The sequence below is a fragment of the Inquilinus sp. KBS0705 genome (genome assembly GCA_005938025.2).
GTDB lineage: Bacteria > Bacteroidota > Bacteroidia > Sphingobacteriales > Sphingobacteriaceae > Mucilaginibacter.
This window is the reverse complement of sequence record VCCI02000002.1, coordinates 135,131-153,347: the sequence shown is the minus strand read 5'-3', so window position 1 is coordinate 153,347 and position 18,217 is coordinate 135,131. Positions and strand designations below refer to the sequence as shown.

The window sequence follows — 18,217 nt, the reverse complement described above, 5'->3', positions numbered from 1 at the left end:
TATACGTCACTAATTAAAAGATGATTTTTTGTAAGGATTGCTACCCAAAGCCGACTAACAGATAGTTTTACTATGGATGAATTGATAAGCGCCCCCACCGCACACAGCCTCGACCCCAATAATTGGGTTAGCGCATATGCCGATTATTTGTATGCTTACACCATTATGCGTGTGCGTAACGAAGAGCAGGCCCGGGATCTGGTGCAGGAAACTTTTCTTTCGGCGCTGGAGGGGATGCACCGCTTTGCCGGCAAAAGCAACGAGCGCACCTGGCTTACGGCTATCCTAAAAAATAAGATCATTGATAGCTACCGAAAAAAGTCATTAGGCTTACAGGTGCAGGAACTGAGCAACGCGGAAACAGAGCAGCAAGACTTTTTTAACCAGGCCGATGGACATTGGACAGCGGCGCATCAGCCTTTAAGTTTTGGCATAGACAACCATGACGTACTGGCTAATAAGGAGTTTAACCACATTTTGCAAAGGTGTATGCAAAAACTACCCGCATTATGGCTATCGGTATTTACCATGAAGCATATGGATGATGAAACAACCGATTTTGTATGTGCCGAGCTAAAAATAAGCGCGTCAAATTTTTGGGTCATCATCCATCGCGCTAAACTTAACCTGAGGGCATGCCTTCAAAAAAACTGGATGTAATGAGCGAACTGAAAAAAATAATATATAACTGTAAGCAGGCAACCTTTTTAATTGAAAAAAGGATGCTGGGCCGTATCACCTTTCGCGAGAGGATAGAATTGCATATACACCTTTTGGGCTGCAACGTTTGTAAGTTATACGGACGGCAAAGTCAAAAAATAAATCAAATGATAAAGCATTTGATAGTGGCCGCGCAGCCCACGCTTAATGCTGATTTTAAAGCCGACCTGCAGAGGAAAATAACTGAAAGGCTCAAAAAAAAATAAAACGATTGTAAGGTTTGTTTAACACGCTCGACTAAGTTGGAAATTAAATTAAACAAAATGAAAATTAACAACAATCAGCGCCCGGTTGCGGGTGTATTATTAGCCGCGGTTGCCGCTTTATTTTTTAGCCTTAATGTAAATGCACACGCGGTAACTACAAAGGTAAGGCAAGTTGCGGCAGCCGATACCGGTAAAATGAAAGCTGGTAAGATGGAGTCGAAAATGGAGCCTGCCAAAACTAAAATGGCAAAAGCCAAAAAAGCAAAAGCCGGCAAAATGGAAAGTAAAATGAAAGCCGATACAGGCAAAATGTAAAACCTTAGGGTTGAGTTTTAATTATTGTTTTTGTGTGAAAGCCGGGGGAGTGATTGCCCCCGCTTTCTGTTTTAAAAATTATTAATGATGAAAAAATATATACTAATACTATCGGTAATGCTGTTTGCAGTGCAGGTAATGGCGCAAACCGGCCTTAAAAAAGGTGATACTGCGCCCGCATTTACCGTAACCGACGTTGCCGGTAAAACCATAGGCTTAAAGCAATTGCTTAAGCAGCACAAATCTGTTGTGTTATTTTTTTACAGGGGTCAGTGGTGCCCTTACTGTAATAAGCAAATACAACACCTGCAAGACTCCTTACTACAATTAACTGCTAAAGGCGCTTACGTTGTTGGTGTAACGCCCGAAACCGGCGATAACATCCAAAAAACAGTTGATAAAACACACGCGTCTTTTACAATAGTACAGGATAAGGGGTATAAAATAATGAAAAGCTATGGGGTAAATTATGTTTTAGATGATGCTACCGTAGTTAAATACAGGGGCTTCGGGCTCGATCTGGATAAAAACAATGGTAACACCGATCATGTATTACCGGTGCCTGCTACTTATGTTATTAATAGTTTAGGTAAGATCGCTTTTGTGCATTTTGATAAAGATTATACCAAACGCGCATCAGTAAAAGAAATCTTAGCAACGCTGTAATAGCCATATAACTAAGCAACAATTTTATTAATTTGCTCAAAGTTACCTTAGGTGGCTTTGAGCTTTTTATTGTAAAGTGTGGTGAAAGTACAGTAAATTCACAACCCAAAGTTCAATATTAAAGTATAATAATCAGACGAACTTAACACTTATAATTTGCGGTTATATGAGATCAAAATTACTTTGTTTATTCCTTTTACTTATAAGCATGGCCGCTAAAGCAGCGCCAGGTGAATTAAAAGTATCGCTCGATTTTGAAAGCGCGCAGGTGATAACCTGGCTGCTGTCTGGCAAAACCGTTACCGATGCGCAAATAAACCAGGCAGCCGCGGTATATGGCAACCAGCAACTCATTAAAAAAGTAAAAGGCTACAGCGGTTTTGGCGAAGATGTTTTTAAAAGCACCTTAAAAGAAATTATTGAAACAGGTACCATAAAAGGTAATGACCCCTATAACTGGAAGATGGTAAAAGCCAACCTGCCCGCTATACAAAACTTGTTAGGCAAATTAGCCCAAAACCAGCAAGCCTTTTTAAACGATGTTACCGCCATAATACAAGCATACACACCTGCGGAGGTTAGTGCCGAAGTAAGGGCCTGCTTTTTGGTGGGTGGAGGGTCATTAGGGTTTGTTATTGGCGACGAAAAAACGTTTAACGTAGCCCTGCAAAAAATAGGCGATGATTATGAAGGCTTAAAATACCTGGTAGCACACGAGTTGTATCACAGCATGCAAGGGGCAGGGCAGGCAATGCGTAAGAAAAATAAAGAAAAAAATGCACCCTACTATGTGCAGGCTTCATACGCGCTGGCTTATAACGTATGGTGCGAGGGGACGGCTAACCTGGTAGGCGATTTTGCACAGGTTAAAAACCCCGCGCCTTTTTCAAAGGTACAGGCAGATGAGTGGCAAAAAAATGCCGATCGCAAAGGCGAGAATTTTTATTTGTTCGAGTCGCTTTTATACAAGAGCCACAACGATACAGCGTCGCGCGGCTACGAAACCTTTTATAATATTGCCTTTACCACCGCTTACGACGAAACATCGTACTTTACCGGCTACGAGATGGCTAAAAAGATAGAAAAGTATTCGGGTAAAAAGGTGATAGCTAATATACTGGTGCAGGATCCCCTGGTATTTTTTGAAGAATACATCAAGCTTTACAAGGCTCATCCCGAAGACACCTCGTTCATCAGGTTTGATGCTTCAACCGAATTAATTATAAGCAGGCTTGCCGTTTGGAAAGACAGGCTGTAGCTACGCTATCTCCAGTTCGTCATTAATAAGGCCATCCAGCTCATGCGGGTTATGGCTTACAATCAGGGTGGTAGTACCCAGTCGGGTAAATAACGGGCGCAGGTCGGCTATCAGTGTGGTTTTCATTTGTATATCCAGCGCCGAAAATGGTTCATCCATCAGCAAAACCTTGGGCTTAATGGCCAGCGCGCGTAATATGGCCAGCCGCTGCTGCTGCCCGCCCGATAAGTGATCGGGTTTGTGGCTGCCAAAATTATCCAATTTGCCAATTTCTAACAGTTCGCTTATCCAGGGGGCATCATCACAGGCATAACTTAAGTGCGCCTTAACCGTCATATTAGGAAATAGGGCGTAATCCTGAAATACAAAACCGGGCCGGCGCTGCTGGGGTGGCAGGTTGATTTTTTGTTCGGCACTAAACCAGGTAAGGTCATCAACCTTAATAATGCCGCTATCGGGCGTTATTAGCCCCGCCAGCATTTTTAAAAAAGTGGTTTTGCCTACACCTGATGGCCCCGTAATACGGGTGATGCTTCCCTTTGCAAATTGTTTTTTTATTTGCAGGGTTTGCTCGCCGTTGTAAGCTTTCAGTCTTTTTTCAATAGCAGCGTCTATCATTCTAAAGGGCTTTTTACCTGGTACTTGTTAAAAATAAACACACCCAAAACCATCACAAAGGTAATGGTAAACAGCACCAGCGAATAGTTATTGGCGGCGGTGTAATTCATTTGCTCAACCGAATCGTATACGGCTATTGATGCTACACGTGTTACCCCCGGTATGTTACCCCCTATCATCAGCACTACGCCAAACTCGCCTAAGGTATGCGCAAAAGTAAGCACCGCGGCAGTAAGCAGGCTGGGTTTAATGTTGGGCAGCAGCACATGCGTAAAGGTTTGCCAGGGCGTTTTACCAAGCGTGTAAGATGCTTGTGAAAGCGATAAAGGCAATTGCTGAAAAGCCGACTTTACCGGGCTTATAATAAACGGCATACTGTATATAACCGATGCCAGCACCAAGCCGGGGAACGAGAATACAAACTGGATGTTAAACGTTTGCTGTAGCCATTTCCCCAAGCCCTGTTGGGGGCTAAAAGCCAGCAGCAAGTAAAAGCCCAGTACCGAAGGTGGCAGTACGAGCGGCATAGTAATAATAGCTTCGGTGATGATCTTAAAAAACGACCGCTTTCGTGATAGCCACCAGGCCAAAGGCAGGCCAATAATTAGCAGTATAAGCGTGGTTATGCCTGCTAATTTTAGAGTGAGCCAAATAGGTGCCATATCCATTTTTTACCGCGGGTGTTTATTTAACATGGTAACCAAACCGTATAAATATTTTTTTGGCCGCCGGGCTTAACAGATACCGGTAAAACTTTTCGGCCTTGGTGTTTCCTTGCGCATGTTTAAGCAGTACCATGCCCTGTTGTATGGGCGAATAGGTTTTAGGATCGATTACCCGGTAAAAAAGCGGCGTTTTATTAGCCGGGTCTTTTATTAATGATAAAGTGGTAAATGCTACCGGTACCACACCTGTAGTAACATAAGTGTTTACCTGCGATATGCTTTCGCCATATACAATTTTATCTTTTATGGTATCGTATATACCGGCTTGCATCAGCGTTTCCTGCGCGGCCTTGCCATAGGGCGCAATAGCCGGGTTGCCGATAGCTATTTTTTTAATGGTAGCACCCGGCAGCAGTTTTGCCCAATTTGCCAGGTTAATGTTTTGGCTGCTGCAAATAATAAGTGCGCCTTCGGCATAAACTACCGGTTCTTTTAAGGCAAAACCTTTTTTATAAAGCTCGGCGGGGAACTTGGTATCGGCAGATAAAAACAGGTCGAATGGCGCACCGTTGCTTATTTGGGTGCTTAAATTACCCGATGGGCCCGATATGGCGTCAATGCCAATACCTGTTTGTTTTCCAAAATCCTGTTGCAGCACTTTTATTACCGGCTGCAGGTTGGCGGCTATGGCTACCTTTAAATTTTGCGCGTGGGCCGTTAGCTGCCATAACAGGCAGGCACTGGTAAGCAGGTATTTAAATGAGGTTGTTTTGGTCATGAGTATATATAAAGCCGCTGTTTTACAAAATACGTTTAATTGCGTTAACAGCGCAAATGTAATGTGTTAACATCCATAATATAAATATCTTATATTTGGATTGGGCTTTAAACCAATTATAAGCTTATAACCCTTTTTTATGAATAAAATTAACGCTGCCCTGTGCGCAGTTGCGCTGTTAGGTATGGCTGCCTGTTCGGGTAAAAAACAAGACCCTAAGCCGGTTGTTGTTGACCCGCCTACCGAGGTGGTTGATAAAGGCTGGACTTTTGAAACTACCGCCTATTTTGCCGATGAGTTTGATTACACAGGCAAACCAAAAACTGATAAATGGGGATACGATACCGGCGGCGGTGGCTGGGGCAACAGCGAGCTGGAATACTATACCGATGCTGCAAATGTAAACGTTGCCGATGGCAAACTAACTATTACAGCCAAAAAGGAAAGCCTGGGCGGCATGAATTATACCTCAACACGCCTGGTATCAAAGGGCGAAGGCAGCATGTTGTATGGCCGCCTGGAGGTTAAGGCAAAGCTACCCGCAGGCAAAGGCACATGGCCGGCCATATGGATGCTGCCTGATGATTACGTGTATGGCAACTGGCCAAACTCGGGCGAGATAGACATTATGGAAATGGTGGGTTTTGACCCCGGCAATGTGCATTTTACCCTGCATAACCAATTGTATAACGGCGCGAATGGTAAGGGAGGTAGCAAAACCATCAACACGGCAAGCAGCGAATTCCACGTTTACCGTACCGACTGGACACCCTATGCCATAAAGGGCTATTATGACGGCGATTTGGTTTATACCTATGTAAACAATGCCAATAGTGTTGCCGCCTGGCCATACGATCAAAAATTCCACCTGTTAATGAATATTGCCGTTGGAGGAAGCTGGGGTGGCCAGCAAGGTATTGATGATACCGCGTTCCCGGCCAGCATGGTGGTAGATTATGTACACTTTTATAAAATGATTGAAAAATAAACCATTCTGATTACCTATATGAAAAGACTATTTATTGTTCTGCTTATCCTGCTGACGGGTACAATTAACTTACAGGCACAGTCGCCAAAATTTATTGGCGTTAAGGGCAAAGAAATTATTGGGGTTGATGGCAAACCGTTTTTAATACGCGGCACCAATTTAGGCAACTGGCTGGTGCCCGAGGGTTATATGTTTAAGTTTACAAACGTTAATTCGCAAAGGCTGATAAACGAAGCGCTGACCGAATTGGTTGGTCCCGAAGAGATGAAGCTGTTTTGGCGTAAATTTCAGGACACCTATATTACCAAAGCTGATATTCATTTTTTAAAGCAAACAGGGATGAACTCCATCCGCATACCGTTCCATTATAAGCTGTTCACTAACGAGGATTATATGGGCCAAAACAACCCAAACCGCGGTTTTGAATTGCTCGACCGTGTAATTGGCTGGTGCAAGGCCGAAAACCTGTATGTGATATTGGATATGCACTGCGCACCCGGCGGCCAAACCGGCGATAATATTGACGATGGCAACGGCTTCCCTTTTTTATTTAAAAGCGCCGCAAGCCGCAAACAGGCTGCCGATATTTGGCGCAGGATAGCGGCCCACTATAAAAACGAAAGTATTATATTGGGGTACGACCTGCTGAACGAACCTATTGCCCACTACTTTGATGTAGCCGACCTTAACCCGCATTTAGAGCCTACCTACAAGCAACTCACCGCCGCTGTGCGGTCGGTTGATAAAAACCACCTGGTGTTTTTGGGCGGCGCGCAATGGGATAGCAATTTTAAAGTGTTTGGTAAGCCGTTTGACAGCAAAAGCGTTTACACTTTCCATAAATACTGGACCGACGTAAAACAGGAGGTAATACAGGAATACATAGATTACCGCGATAAATACAATGTACCCATCTACGTTGGCGAAACCGGCGAGAACAAAGACGAATGGGTACACGATTTCCGTATACTGTGCGAAAAGAACAACATAGGCTGGCATTACTGGCCCTACAAAAAACTGGATAATAAAGCAGGCTTTATGAGTTTTAACGTGCCCGATGGCTACGACGATGTGATAGCCTACACCCAAAAACCACGCGCGAGCTTCGAAGATATCCGCAAAGTGGGCCCTATAGACCGCGAAAAAATGAAGAAGGCACTATGGGCATTTTTAGAAAGCAGCAAGTTTGAAAACTGCATCCCGCAAAAAGGGTATATTGAAGCGCTGGGCTTAAAAGTACCTGCTAAGTAAAAAACAACAACTGATCTAACTATATGAAATACCTGTTTACCATTCTTTGCGCGATATGTCTGCTCACCGGCACATCGCTTAAACCCGCCGACGACTGGACACCCCTGTTGGATAAAAACCTGAGCAAGTGGGAAACCTATCAAAGCTTTTACCATAAAGTGGGCTATAAAGGCGCACCACCAAAAGACGAAAATGGCAACCTGATTGAACCTATTGGTTATAATGTAAACAAGAACAACGTTTTCTCGGTAGTGATGGAGGACGGGCAGCCCGTTTTAAAAATCACCGGCGAAATATACGGCTGCATTTTTACCAAACAGGATTTTGCCAATTACCGCCTAAAGCTAAAGTTTCGTTGGGGTAACAAAAAATGGGTGCCGAGGTTGGATGAGTTAAAAGACAGCGGCCTGCTATACCACTCGCAGGGCAAATGCGGGGTAGAGTACTTTCGTACGTGGATGCTAAGCCAGGAATTTCAGGTGGTTGAAAACAGCAGCGGCGACTACTGGTCGCAGTCAACCTCACAGGCGGATGCACGTGCTGTAAAAGATTCAAGCTATAAGTTTAGCGCAACGGGTAAATGGGTGCCCCTGGGCGGTGCAACCGGCAATGGTGGTTTTTGCGAAGCCGGTGCCAAAATGGATAAACCCCTTGGCGAATGGAACGAGATAGAATTGATCACCTATGGCGATAAAAGCCTGCATATTGTAAACGGCAAGGTAGTAATGGCGCTGCAAAACTCGCGCTTTAAAGATGGCGACGTAATAAAACCCCTTACCCATGGCAAACTGCAACTACAAAGCGAAGCCGCCGAGGTATATTATAAAGACATTATGATAAAACCCATCAGCGGCATACCTGCGGAGTATAAGCAATATTTTGAGTAGGCTTAATCCTTTAAAAATGTTTCGACTTCTAACAAAAGAACGGGCAGGTTTCTGATCACAATAGACCAAATAATATCATCAGACACGGTATCATAGCCGTGTATTATACGGTTTCGGGTATCGATGATTTTTTTAATGTCTGTTATTTGAATGTCGGGCTGGTATTTGATGATGCGATTTGCGGCTTCGCCAATAATCTCAACATTTCTTTCAATCGCCCTTTTTGTTTTTAAATCTTTTTTAAACGTAAAAAAGTCTTTTTTGTCGGGCAAAAAAGTATTTATTTCTACGATAGCTTTTTTAATATCCCAAAGCCAGGTTTTAACCTCATCGCCCATAAATAAGCACTTTTGTGTTATCTATGCTTTTCTTAAGATAAATGTTGTTTATAGATTTTTCTTCTAATAGGTCGATATGACGTTTAAGAATGTTCTCAAGCTGAAACTTTATCGCAAAATAATTATCGGAGTATTCAAGCGGGTCGTTGCTGTCAATATCAACAACCATATCAATATCGCTTTCCGGGGTTAAGTTATCGGTAGTCACTGACCCAAAAGCAAATAAAGACCTCACCTTATGTAAATTACATAACAGCTTTATTTGGGCGATATGGTCTTTTAACTCGGTCATTATATCAAAGTTAATAAACTTCCGGCTAATTCTTATCACTCAATATCACCGGTGTTTTGCTGTTACCCATAATAATTACCTTGGTGTTTGGCGATAGTGCTATTTCTTTTTGCGCTTTAATGGTTTCGTACTGCAATTGCTTGTCAGACAGGCCGGTAGATAATATCTTTTGGTAATCCGCAATACCTTGGGCCTCAACGCGTTTACGGTCGGCTTCCTGGCGCTCCTTCTGCAAAACGAAGGTCATTTTTTGGGCGTCCTGCTCGGCCTGTATCTTCGATTCGATACTTGCCCTTACCGATGCCGGTAACGATATATTTCTAACCAGTATCTGCTGCAATTCTAAGCCGCGTTTGGCAAAACTTAAGGATATGGTACGGTTTATCTTTTCTTGAAATTCCTGCCTTTTGGTAGAGTACAGGTCTACAGCGGGGTAAGCTACGGCGTTATCGCGTATGGCGGTGCGCGCTACCGTACGCACTATCTTGTCTACATAATCCATTCCGATGTTTTGCATAATGAATGGTGCTTTGGCAGGGTCAACTTTGTATAAAACCGAAAGATCGACCATCACCTCCAACCCGTCAGACGATAGCACCCTGATGGCATCATCGCCCTGTACATCGCCTTCGCTGTGTACGGCGCTCATGGTATAGTTTTGCGTTTGTATATTAAACAGGGTAACATCAACCAGCGGGTTAATAACGTGCAGGCCGCTTTCAAGCACATCGTTTTGCACCTTGCCAAATAGTACCTGTACACCCACCTTGCCCGGCTCGATGGTTTTAAATACCGAAAATAATAAGCCTATAGCAGCTATGGCAATACCTGCAATGCTAATGGCGCCGCCAAAACGGCCCGCAGGCTCAGGCGAACGTTTTACCACTCTGCCAACAAATAACAAAATGATACCAATAATTACTAAAAACATGGTGTTTTGGGGGTTAAGTTTAAATTATAGGGATTAGAGCAAAAAACCCCTGATTTATTACAATCAAGGGTTTTTTTGGCTGTTGCGTATGCCTTTTATTAGTTTTATTTTAAATACAATTAGCAGTACGGCTATAAATGTGCAAGCCAGCACATACTCGTACCGTTGGTGCTCAAGGGCAGTGTAGCCAATTAAAACCGCCAAAAATATGCCCAGGTTTAAAGCTACATTCAACGCTATTTTTTTGCCCATATTAATATACGTTTATTTCGGGGTCAATTTCGGCCTGCCAGGCTAAAATACCGCCCTTAAGGTTGCTTAGGTTAGTATAGCCCTGCTGCTCTAACTGCATTATTGCCGCCGCGCTGCGTTTGCCACTGCGGCACATTACTACAACCGGTTTATCTTTAGCTATTTTTTCGGCCTCTATTAATATGCCGCCAAGCGGTATATGCTGGCCGCCAATGTTTGATGTTTCGTATTCAAAATCCTCGCGAACATCTATTAATTGAAAATCTTCGCCTTTATCCAATTTCTCTTTTAGTTCTTGTACGCTTACTTCTTTCATTTTTAAATATAATTATTAGTCAAAGGTATGTTTTTTCTTAATCAAATATTTAGGCATGTTTTGTAACAATCGGCACCCATAGGCGTTTATTATATACGTAAATAGTTACATACCAACACCTGATGAAAAAAATTACACGGTTTTTCTGGTTTTGTTCGGGCGCGCACATCGATACATTAAAGAAATACCCTATAGAACATAACAAATATGTGGGCATTGGTGCCACCATATTTTTCACCGCTTTATTCGCGTCGCTATCCGGCGGCTACGCCATGTATTTTGTTTTTAGCGGCGACGCCTTTGCCGTTGGCTTTGCCATATTGTTTGGCCTGCTTTGGGGTACTGCTATTTTTAACATGGACCGCTACATCGTATCCAGCATAAACAAAGAGGGCAGCATTAACAACCAAATATTGCAGGCATCGCCACGTATATTGTTGGCCATAATGATAGGCGTAGTGATATCGCGCCCGTTGGAGCTGAAGATATTTGATAAAGAAATTAGGCAGAAGCTAAAAACAGCTTATTTGAAAGGGCAGCATAGCAAAATAGATACCCTGCAAAAAACCTACAACGAAAAGTATGCCCAGGAGCTGACCAAAAACAACGACCTTAAGAAGGAAAAAGACTCGTTGGAGCGCGACATTAACCGTTCGCGCTATCAACTAAACCAGGAGGTTTTTGGCGATAAAACCAACCAAACATCGGGCATAACCGGTTATGGCACTTATGCCAAGCAAAAGCAGCAGGTATTGCAGGAGAAAGAAGAACGGTTGAAGGCGGTTACCGGAAACCTGGGCCAGTTAGACGATTACCTGGGCCGCCGTAAAGATTATGAAGGCTTGAATGCCACCCGACTATTTACCGAAAAGCAGCTGGACAGCCTGGCAAACGTTGCCGGCTTTGCCGACCGTAACTGGGCACTGGGCCAGCTATCCTACAACGATAACGGCACCCGCGATTTAGACACTTACCTGGCTATTGCCTTTATAGGCTACCTGTTTATTTTGTTTGAGTGTTTGCCGGTGTTTGTAAAGCTAATGTCGCCCAAGGGGCCATATGATACCGCGATAGCTAAAACAGCCGAGGCCAATAACCACTTTGCCGAACGCGACAAAGAGCGTGAAATAATGGTTACCGACGATACCTACGACCATAGCCTGGATGCCGATATAAAGCGGCGAAAGCAGATCATTACCGGCCAATCGGAATATGACCTGGGCAGGCATAGTTATGATTGATAAGAGGTTGGGCGGTTGCCTCACCTAATCCTCTCCAAAGGAGAGGACTTTAAAAAAATTAGTCTTTAAGCCCTTCTCCAAAGGAGAAGGGTTGGGATGAGGCGAACATCCGTATCAAAATTGATATTAAACTTTTACCGATTAAATGTTAATTTCATCGCCGATATATCACCCTCAATGAAAAAACTACTTTTACTGGCTGCTGCGGCTTTTACAGCTACCGCAAGCTTTGCCCAAACCAAAAACCGCGATGCCATATACTATGCGGTATCATTCCCCAACGCCATACATCACGAGGCCGAAATTACCATGACCATACCGGGCATATCTGTAGGTAAGGTAATGGTACGCATGAGCCGTTCATCGCCGGGGCGTTATGCCACGCACGAGTTTGGTAAAAACATATACAATGTAAAGGCAACCGATGTTGCGGGCAGCCCCTTAACCATTACACAGGTACAAGGCGATGTGTACGAGATAAGCGGCGACCACCCCGATATTGTAAAGGTAAGCTATACCCTGTATGGTAACCATGCCGATGGTACCTATGTAGGTATTGATGGCAGCCACGCACACCTTAACATGCCCGCCGCCTTTATGTGGGTGCCGGGTATGGAAAAGAAACCGGTAAAGTTTGAGTTTAACGACCTGGACAAATACGGCTGGAAAGTAGCCACACAATTAAAGCACGAGGGTGATAACGTATACAGCGCCCCCGACTTGCAATACATGATGGATAGCCCTACCGAACTAAGCGCCATTAAAGAAAGCAGCTGGGAAGTGGTAAATACCAATGGCAAAAAACAAACGATAAAGCTGGCAGTACACTCTGATGACGACCAGGCTACCGTAGATAATTTTGCCAAGATGGTACAAAAAGTAGTACTGGAAGAAAAAGCCGTATTTGGCGAGCAGCCCGACTACGATTTTGGCACCTATACCTTTTTAGATGATGTGCACCCAAGCGATTTTGGCGACGGGATGGAGCACCGCAACAGCACCTGTATTGTTGACCAGGCACCAAAAATTGCCGGCAACGAGAAAGATTTGATAGGCACATTTTCGCACGAGTTTTTTCATAGCTGGAATGTGGAGCGCATACGCCCAAAATCGTTAGAGCCCTTTAACTTTGAGCATGCCAACATGAGCAACGAGCTTTGGTTTGCCGAAGGCTTTACCCAATACTACGGCGAACTGATACTTACCCGTACCGGCGAAAATAGTGTAGACAGCTATACCAACACCCTGGCTGGGCTTATCAATTCGGTGCTGGTATCGCCGGGGCCTGCCAAATACCCGCCAACCATGATGAGCCGCTACGCGGTATTTACTGACGCAGGCGTATCTATTGATGCCAGCAACTATGCCAACGTAATTACCAGCTATTATTTTTATGGCGGCGCTACCGCCCTGGCGCTTGATCTGCGCCTGCGCAGCGAGTTTAAGTTAACGCTTGATGATTATATGCGCCAGGTTTGGTTAACCATTGGCAAGCCCGAAAAGGCCTACACCATACCCGACTTGCAGGCAGTATTGGCCAAGCTAACCAACCCCAAATTTGCTACCCAGTTTTTTAACGATTACATATACGGTATTAAAAAGAACGACTATGCCGCCCTGCTTGAAAAAGCGGGCCTTATATTGCGCAAGGCGCAGCCGGGCAAAGGCTGGCTTGGCCGCATACCGGGCAGGCCGGTTGATGGTGGTGGTTTAGCCATCACTTCGGCAACATTGTCTATCTCGCCGCTTTACAAAGCGGGTTTAGATGCCGGCGATGTGATATTAAAGGTAGATGGTACCGATATAAAAACCGCAGCCAATATTACCGACCTGCTAAAAGATAAAAAGCCCGGCGATAAGTTAGCGGTAAGTTATAAAAACCGCACCGGCGCGCACGAGGCTACCATTACACTGGAAGAAAGCCCCGCGCTGGAAGTGGTAACCAACGAAAAAGCAGGTAAAGATTTAACAAAAGAACAACAGGATTTCCGCAATAGCTGGTTATCATCAAAAGTAAAATAATTATGAAAAGCAGATCATTTATAGCCATAGTCGCTTTAGCGCTGGCCCCCTTAACCGGCTTTTGCCAGGATGTACACCAACTGGTAAACCAGGAAGATGTTGGCCGCATTATAAAAACTTTGAGTGCCGACGATATGCAGGGCCGCGGCACCTTTACGCCCGGTATTGATAAGGCCGCTACTTTTATTGAGGGCGAGTTTAAAAAGGCGGGGTTAAGTCCGCTTGCAGGCGCAAAAGGTTTCCGCCAAAATTTTTCGATGGTGCGAACTACGCCGGTAAGCTCAAAAGTAGTTATAAACGGCACCGAAGTAGCGGCAAGCAATGTAGCCATTGGCGCATCGCAATCGTTTAACTGGGCTACCGCCGATGGCGTAGAAGTGGTGCGCATAAGTGCCGGTAAAGATTTTATAACTGAATACCGCGCTATTATGAACAGCGACAAAAAGCTGCTTATTTTGGTAGATACCAGCTTCTCTAAAATTTTTACGAGGGTTGCCGCGCGTTATAAAGATGGCGGCACCTCTTTTAAGGCTGCAGCCAGCGACGGCGCGCTGGTATTTGTAATGGGTACGTTTGGCGATGTAAAATCGCTTACGGTAAATTACGAAAGCAAGGCAACCGAGCAGCCTTTGTTTAACGTGGTAGGTATCATCCCCGGCAAAACAAAGCCGAACGAATACGTAGTGTTTTCGGGCCATTACGACCACCTGGGCATACTAAGCGGCAAACGGGTGATGGAGGGCGACAGCATTGCCAACGGTGCTGATGATGATGCATCGGGCACCACAGCGGTGATTAGCCTGGCCAAGTATTACAAAAAATTAAACAACAATGCCCGCACGCTGGTATTTGTGGCCTTTACGGCCGAAGAGATAGGCGGCTTTGGTTCGCAATACTTCTCTAAACAAATGAACCCCGACCAGGTAGTGGCTATGTTTAACATAGAGATGATAGGTAAGGAAGCAAAGTTTGGCGCTAATACCGCCTTCATTACCGGCTACGAGCGTTCAGATTTTGGAACCATACTGCAAAAGAATTTAACAGGTACGGCATTCACCTTTCACCCCGACCCATACCCGGAGCAAAACCTATTTTACCGCAGTGATAACGCCACGCTAGCCGCTTTAGGCGTACCGGCGCATACCATTAGCACCGACCAAATACCTACCGACAAGCTATACCATACCGTTAAGGATGAGTTTAGCTCGTTAGATGTAGCCAACATTACGGCAACCATCCGCGCCATAGCCCTAAGCTCGCGCAGTATAGTAGCCGGCACCGATACACCGAGTAGAATACCGAAGCTGGCGAAGTAGGTTGGCAATAGTTGTAGAGGTTGAAAAGGTTATAAGGGTTGGAAAGGTCTTTGCGGTCCTTTTTTGTTTAAGCTATGGTGCGAGCGAAGCTATTAGCTTAGATCATTAGACAAGGGTTTCTTTGTCGTTATTTTTAACAGCATAGCGCCAATTAATCCACAAAGCGCCGCCAAACCGGTTACAAATATTATGGTAATAACCCAAGTTGATAAGGAAGGGTCATTTTTTATATCCCCTGTGTTTGGTTTTAGCAGCATGGATATTTCCCAACCGATCGTCGAATCAAAAAGGCCAAGAGCGGCGGCTGTTAAAACCCCGGTTTTTGTATTATACCATTTAGCTAAGATAAAACCAAAGGTGCCGTAAAGCAAAAAAGTGACAGGCGCTAAATATGCAGAATTAAAATTGACCTCTCTTGACACAATCGAGCCGAACGCATCAAATAAAGCAATTATAAGCACGCCAACAAAAAGAAGTTTATGTCGTCTGTTCATTTGATTATTTGGCCCATTTAATGAGTGTAGTATCAATTTCGAATATTTTAGGATCGATTGGTTGTTCTTTCACAGATATAACTTCATACGATTTGCTTGATAATATCTTTTTGTGTGTACTGTCGAAATGGGTTGCTTTGAATTTCAAATAAAAGGCACCGGATTCGTTTACGATTTTATTAAAAAAGCCCAGATTCCAGTTTTTGAAGTGGTCTTTATCAATATTTAGATAACCTCTTGAAAATGTAAAGATAAAATCTGTGTATGTTGTGGAATCCTTTTCAGGATAACTGGTTTTGAGCTCTATGCTTTCGCACTTTCTTGAAAGTGTTTTTTCGTTTATTGTTTTTACTTTAAAACTATCCAGCTTTTCAATAGGAAAATTTAAATTTAATTGATGCAATGTATCAGAGGTATTAAAACGCAATAATCTTAAAGCTTGGCTTTTGAGGTAATAATCTCTAACAAGGTGGGGCGCCGACGATGCCTCTGAATGTATACCAACGTAATTCCCATGCGAGTAAAAAAGTTGAACGGTATCGTCTATATTTACAAATCCATCGCTACTTTTAGATATTTCATGGTAAGTGATTATTCCTTCAAACTCTTTTACGGCCTTTTCTTTCGTATGTTCGTTTCTAAGGTTACACGCCATTTGAGCCATAAACAATATTGATGAAAGCAACAGTACGGTTAACTTTTTAAGCATAATACTAAAATAGTAAAGAATAATAACAAATGTCTTTTAAATGTCCACATGTGGTCGTGTCACCACCGCTACACTAATTTACTCATACACTATTCGCCCCTTAAAAATCTTCAACCCAAATAGCATAAAATTGTGGCGTTTAAATTTCAACCTTTATAACTTTTACAACCTTTACAACCACAACAAAACATCTTCAACCAAATACTGTTAAATGCTAAAACTAATCCCTCAGTATTATGCAATGGTTTGGCAGGCGCGAAAGCGGTAATGTAGAAGAAGGCAGCAGCGGCGGTGGCCGTGGGATGGCCCTTGGTGGCGGTGTTATAGGTATTATAGCCGCGGCGATATACTTTTTTACCGGGATAGACCCATCAGCCGTGCTTAACCAGGTACAAGGCGGCGGCAACCCGCAGCAGGCCAATACGCAGTCGGCCGGGCCGGATAACGACCAAAAGAAGTTTGCCCGTGTGGTTTTAGCCGATACTGAGGATGTATGGACCAAGCTATTCAGCGATATGGGCCGCACCTACCAGGAGCCTACCATGCACTTTTTTGAGGGCGGCGTAACCACTGCCTGCGGCCAGGCGCAATCGGCCAGCGGCCCTTTCTATTGCCCCGGCGATCAGAAGGTATATATAGATGTCGCCTTTTTTGATGAATTAAAAGAGAAATTTGGCGCAGCCGGTGACTTTGCCCAGGCCTACGTTATAGCCCACGAGGTTGGCCACCATGTGCAGGACCTGCTTGGCGTATCCGCCAAAATGGAAGAGGCGCGTAATCAGCTCAGCGAGTCGGAATATAATAAGCTATCGGTAAAGCTGGAACTGCAAGCCGACTTTTATGCCGGTGTTTGGGCCTATTACGAAAAGAATCTGAAAAACGTACTGGACCCGGGAGATATAGAGGAGGCCCTTAACGCTGCCCACCAAATTGGCGACGACCGCTTGCAGCAGGAGTACCAGGGAAGGGTTACTCCGGATAGCTTTACCCACGGCACCAGCGCCCAGCGCATGTACTGGTTTAAGAAGGGTTACGAAACCGGCGACGTAAAACAAGGCAACACTTTTGCCGCCGCAGATTTGGAATAGCAAAAAAATATTGCTATTTTAACAAAATAGCCCAAACGAATTAAAACGAAAAAAAGAGAAAGATTTGGCCATTAAAGCGAAAAAATGGAAAATATTCCGCTATAACGTGGAATATAGATCAATCGATTTTTGCTCTAATTCGGCGCTCAATTTCGGCTACTAATTCTTCAACCGTTCCGGTACCGGGTTCAATAGGTTCTAACACTTCCCAGGTCATGGGGGTAAAGGTATTTAGCGGGTACATGCCGTATTGTATCATCTTCCACGAGTCTTTTATAGCTATAGGAACCAACAGTGCGTTGGGGCATTTCTTCAATAAAGTGGCTATTCCAGCCGATTGGAAGGGTTTTACATGCCCATCCTTTGATCTGGTCCCCTCTGGAAATATCATCGCCGACCAGTTGTTATCCTTCATGCGGGTGGCAAATTTAACCAGTTCGGTAATGCTCTGCCGCGGGTCCTTGCGGTCTATATTAGCACCGCCGCCATGCCTTAAGTTATATGATATAGAGGGAATTCCCTTAGTTAACTCCACTTTTGATATGAACTTGGCGTGGTACCTGCGCAGGTAGTATATCATAGGGGGGATATCAAAAAGGCTTTGGTGGTTGGCAATAAATATGATCGGGCGGCCTGCAGGCAGGTTTTGGTTATTGATAAAATTAACGCTGTTGCCTAGTATATAGGCGGTTTTCACCAAAAAGAAGTTAAGGATATCTACACAGCGCTTATGGGCACTATAGCCACCAAGCTTAAGCGTAAGCCACTGTATAGGATGAAAGATAACCAGTAGCATAAAAAATGCAAAAATGGCAACTGGCGACAGGATATAGCCTAAAAACTTTTTCATTGGCCTGCAAATTTAG

At 44.1% G+C, this 18,217-nt stretch carries 23 protein-coding genes; 12 read left to right on the top strand and 11 right to left on the bottom strand.

From position 1 onward, the window contains the following. The first annotated feature begins 72 nt into the window (after positions 1-72). The 5 genes from FFF34_012020 to FFF34_012000 all read left to right on the top strand — a co-directional run bounded on the left by FFF34_012020 (position 73) and on the right by FFF34_012000 (position 3,165). Positions 73-660 carry a sigma-70 family RNA polymerase sigma factor gene (locus tag FFF34_012020; GenBank protein TSD64630.1) on the top strand — a complete coding sequence of 196 codons (588 nt, stop codon included), beginning with the start codon at positions 73-75 and terminating at the stop codon, positions 658-660. Then, positions 660-926, top strand: coding sequence for a hypothetical protein (locus FFF34_012015; GenBank protein TSD65059.1), 267 nt, complete (start codon positions 660-662; stop codon positions 924-926). The genes FFF34_012020 and FFF34_012015 overlap by 1 nt, the downstream gene beginning before the upstream one ends. A 57-nt stretch (positions 927-983) precedes the next feature. Beyond that, positions 984-1,241 (top strand): hypothetical protein, encoded by a 258-nt coding sequence (locus FFF34_012010; protein ID TSD64629.1) that lies wholly within the window; start codon positions 984-986, stop codon positions 1,239-1,241. Positions 1,242-1,325: 84 nt separating this feature from the next. Further along, positions 1,326-1,907, top strand: a complete 582-nt coding sequence (locus FFF34_012005; GenBank protein TSD64628.1) for an AhpC/TSA family protein — start codon at positions 1,326-1,328, stop codon at positions 1,905-1,907. Positions 1,908-2,073: 166 nt separating this feature from the next. Next, the gene (locus FFF34_012000; GenBank protein TSD64627.1) at positions 2,074-3,165 is read left to right on the top strand and encodes a hypothetical protein; all 1,092 of its coding nucleotides are present in this window, start codon (positions 2,074-2,076) and stop codon (positions 3,163-3,165) included. Here FFF34_012000 and FFF34_011995 read toward each other — a convergent pair whose 3' ends face one another. Genes FFF34_011995 through modA form a run of 3 tightly spaced genes read right to left on the bottom strand, consistent with a single transcriptional unit; the run spans position 3,166 to position 5,226 of the window. Beyond that, a complete protein-coding gene (locus tag FFF34_011995) occupies positions 3,166-3,783 on the bottom strand; it encodes an ATP-binding cassette domain-containing protein (protein TSD64626.1) in 618 nt (205 codons plus the stop codon). Continuing rightward, a complete protein-coding gene (gene modB, locus FFF34_011990; GenBank protein TSD64625.1) occupies positions 3,780-4,451 on the bottom strand; it encodes a molybdate ABC transporter permease subunit in 672 nt (223 codons plus the stop codon). The genes FFF34_011995 and modB overlap by 4 nt, the downstream gene beginning before the upstream one ends. Positions 4,452-4,467: 16 nt before the next feature. Next, positions 4,468-5,226 carry a molybdate ABC transporter substrate-binding protein gene (modA, locus tag FFF34_011985; GenBank protein ID TSD64624.1) on the bottom strand — a complete coding sequence of 253 codons (759 nt, stop codon included), beginning with the start codon at positions 5,224-5,226 and terminating at the stop codon, positions 4,468-4,470. A gap of 139 nt (positions 5,227-5,365) precedes the next feature. Here modA and FFF34_011980 point away from each other — a divergent pair, with 139 nt between their 5' ends. From FFF34_011980 to FFF34_011970, 3 genes are read left to right on the top strand one after another with little or no spacing between them, the layout of a single operon-like run. After that, complete coding sequence (locus FFF34_011980; GenBank protein ID TSD64623.1) at positions 5,366-6,214, top strand: glycoside hydrolase family 16 protein; 849 nt, start codon at positions 5,366-5,368, stop codon at positions 6,212-6,214. A gap of 18 nt (positions 6,215-6,232) precedes the next feature. Continuing rightward, the gene (locus FFF34_011975) at positions 6,233-7,465 is read left to right on the top strand and encodes a glycoside hydrolase family 5 protein (protein ID TSD64622.1); all 1,233 of its coding nucleotides are present in this window, start codon (positions 6,233-6,235) and stop codon (positions 7,463-7,465) included. A 23-nt stretch (positions 7,466-7,488) separates the two neighbouring features. Further along, complete coding sequence (locus FFF34_011970) at positions 7,489-8,352, top strand: DUF1080 domain-containing protein (GenBank protein TSD64621.1); 864 nt, start codon at positions 7,489-7,491, stop codon at positions 8,350-8,352. Between the two features lie 2 nt (positions 8,353-8,354). Here the strand turns inward: FFF34_011970 and FFF34_011965 are convergent, their stop codons facing one another. From FFF34_011965 to FFF34_011945, 5 genes are all read right to left on the bottom strand, one after another. Continuing rightward, positions 8,355-8,690 carry a DUF86 domain-containing protein gene (locus tag FFF34_011965; protein ID TSD64620.1) on the bottom strand — a complete coding sequence of 112 codons (336 nt, stop codon included), beginning with the start codon at positions 8,688-8,690 and terminating at the stop codon, positions 8,355-8,357. Further along, positions 8,680-8,982 carry a nucleotidyltransferase gene (locus FFF34_011960; GenBank protein ID TSD64619.1) on the bottom strand — a complete coding sequence of 101 codons (303 nt, stop codon included), beginning with the start codon at positions 8,980-8,982 and terminating at the stop codon, positions 8,680-8,682. The genes FFF34_011965 and FFF34_011960 overlap by 11 nt, the downstream gene beginning before the upstream one ends. A gap of 25 nt (positions 8,983-9,007) precedes the next feature. Continuing rightward, positions 9,008-9,913 carry a prohibitin family protein gene (locus FFF34_011955; GenBank protein ID TSD64618.1) on the bottom strand — a complete coding sequence of 302 codons (906 nt, stop codon included), beginning with the start codon at positions 9,911-9,913 and terminating at the stop codon, positions 9,008-9,010. Between the two features lie 63 nt (positions 9,914-9,976). Further along, the gene (locus FFF34_011950; GenBank protein TSD64617.1) at positions 9,977-10,165 is read right to left on the bottom strand and encodes a hypothetical protein; all 189 of its coding nucleotides are present in this window, start codon (positions 10,163-10,165) and stop codon (positions 9,977-9,979) included. Position 10,166: 1 nt separating this feature from the next. Beyond that, positions 10,167-10,481 (bottom strand): rhodanese-like domain-containing protein, encoded by a 315-nt coding sequence (locus tag FFF34_011945; protein TSD64616.1) that lies wholly within the window; start codon positions 10,479-10,481, stop codon positions 10,167-10,169. A 122-nt stretch (positions 10,482-10,603) separates the two neighbouring features. Between FFF34_011945 and FFF34_011940 the strand changes: the two genes are divergently transcribed. The 3 genes from FFF34_011940 (at position 10,604) to FFF34_011930 (ending at position 15,060) form a co-directional block, all read left to right on the top strand. After that, positions 10,604-11,722 carry a DUF4407 domain-containing protein gene (locus FFF34_011940; protein TSD64615.1) on the top strand — a complete coding sequence of 373 codons (1,119 nt, stop codon included), beginning with the start codon at positions 10,604-10,606 and terminating at the stop codon, positions 11,720-11,722. Positions 11,723-11,899: 177 nt separating this feature from the next. Then, a complete protein-coding gene (locus FFF34_011935) occupies positions 11,900-13,744 on the top strand; it encodes a M61 family metallopeptidase (protein TSD64614.1) in 1,845 nt (614 codons plus the stop codon). Positions 13,745-13,746: 2 nt separating this feature from the next. Next, entirely contained in the window at positions 13,747-15,060 is a 1,314-nt protein-coding gene (locus FFF34_011930; protein ID TSD64613.1) for a M20/M25/M40 family metallo-hydrolase, read from the top strand. 92 nt (positions 15,061-15,152) lie between these two features. Here FFF34_011930 and FFF34_011925 read toward each other — a convergent pair whose 3' ends face one another. Further along, complete coding sequence (locus FFF34_011925) at positions 15,153-15,554, bottom strand: hypothetical protein (GenBank protein TSD64612.1); 402 nt, start codon at positions 15,552-15,554, stop codon at positions 15,153-15,155. 4 nt (positions 15,555-15,558) lie between these two features. Next, positions 15,559-16,263: a hypothetical protein gene (locus FFF34_011920; protein TSD64611.1), complete on the bottom strand. Its 705-nt coding sequence runs from the start codon at positions 16,261-16,263 to the stop codon at positions 15,559-15,561. Positions 16,264-16,499: 236 nt separating this feature from the next. On the opposite strand from FFF34_011920, the gene FFF34_011915 reads away from it, so the two are divergent. Continuing rightward, on the top strand, positions 16,500-17,351 hold the full coding sequence (locus FFF34_011915) for a metalloprotease (GenBank protein TSD64610.1): 852 nt from the start codon (positions 16,500-16,502) through the stop codon (positions 17,349-17,351). Positions 17,352-17,469: 118 nt separating this feature from the next. Here FFF34_011915 and FFF34_011910 read toward each other — a convergent pair whose 3' ends face one another. Next, positions 17,470-18,201 carry a 1-acyl-sn-glycerol-3-phosphate acyltransferase gene (locus FFF34_011910; GenBank protein ID TSD64609.1) on the bottom strand — a complete coding sequence of 244 codons (732 nt, stop codon included), beginning with the start codon at positions 18,199-18,201 and terminating at the stop codon, positions 17,470-17,472. Between the last annotated feature and the right edge of the window lie 16 nt (positions 18,202-18,217).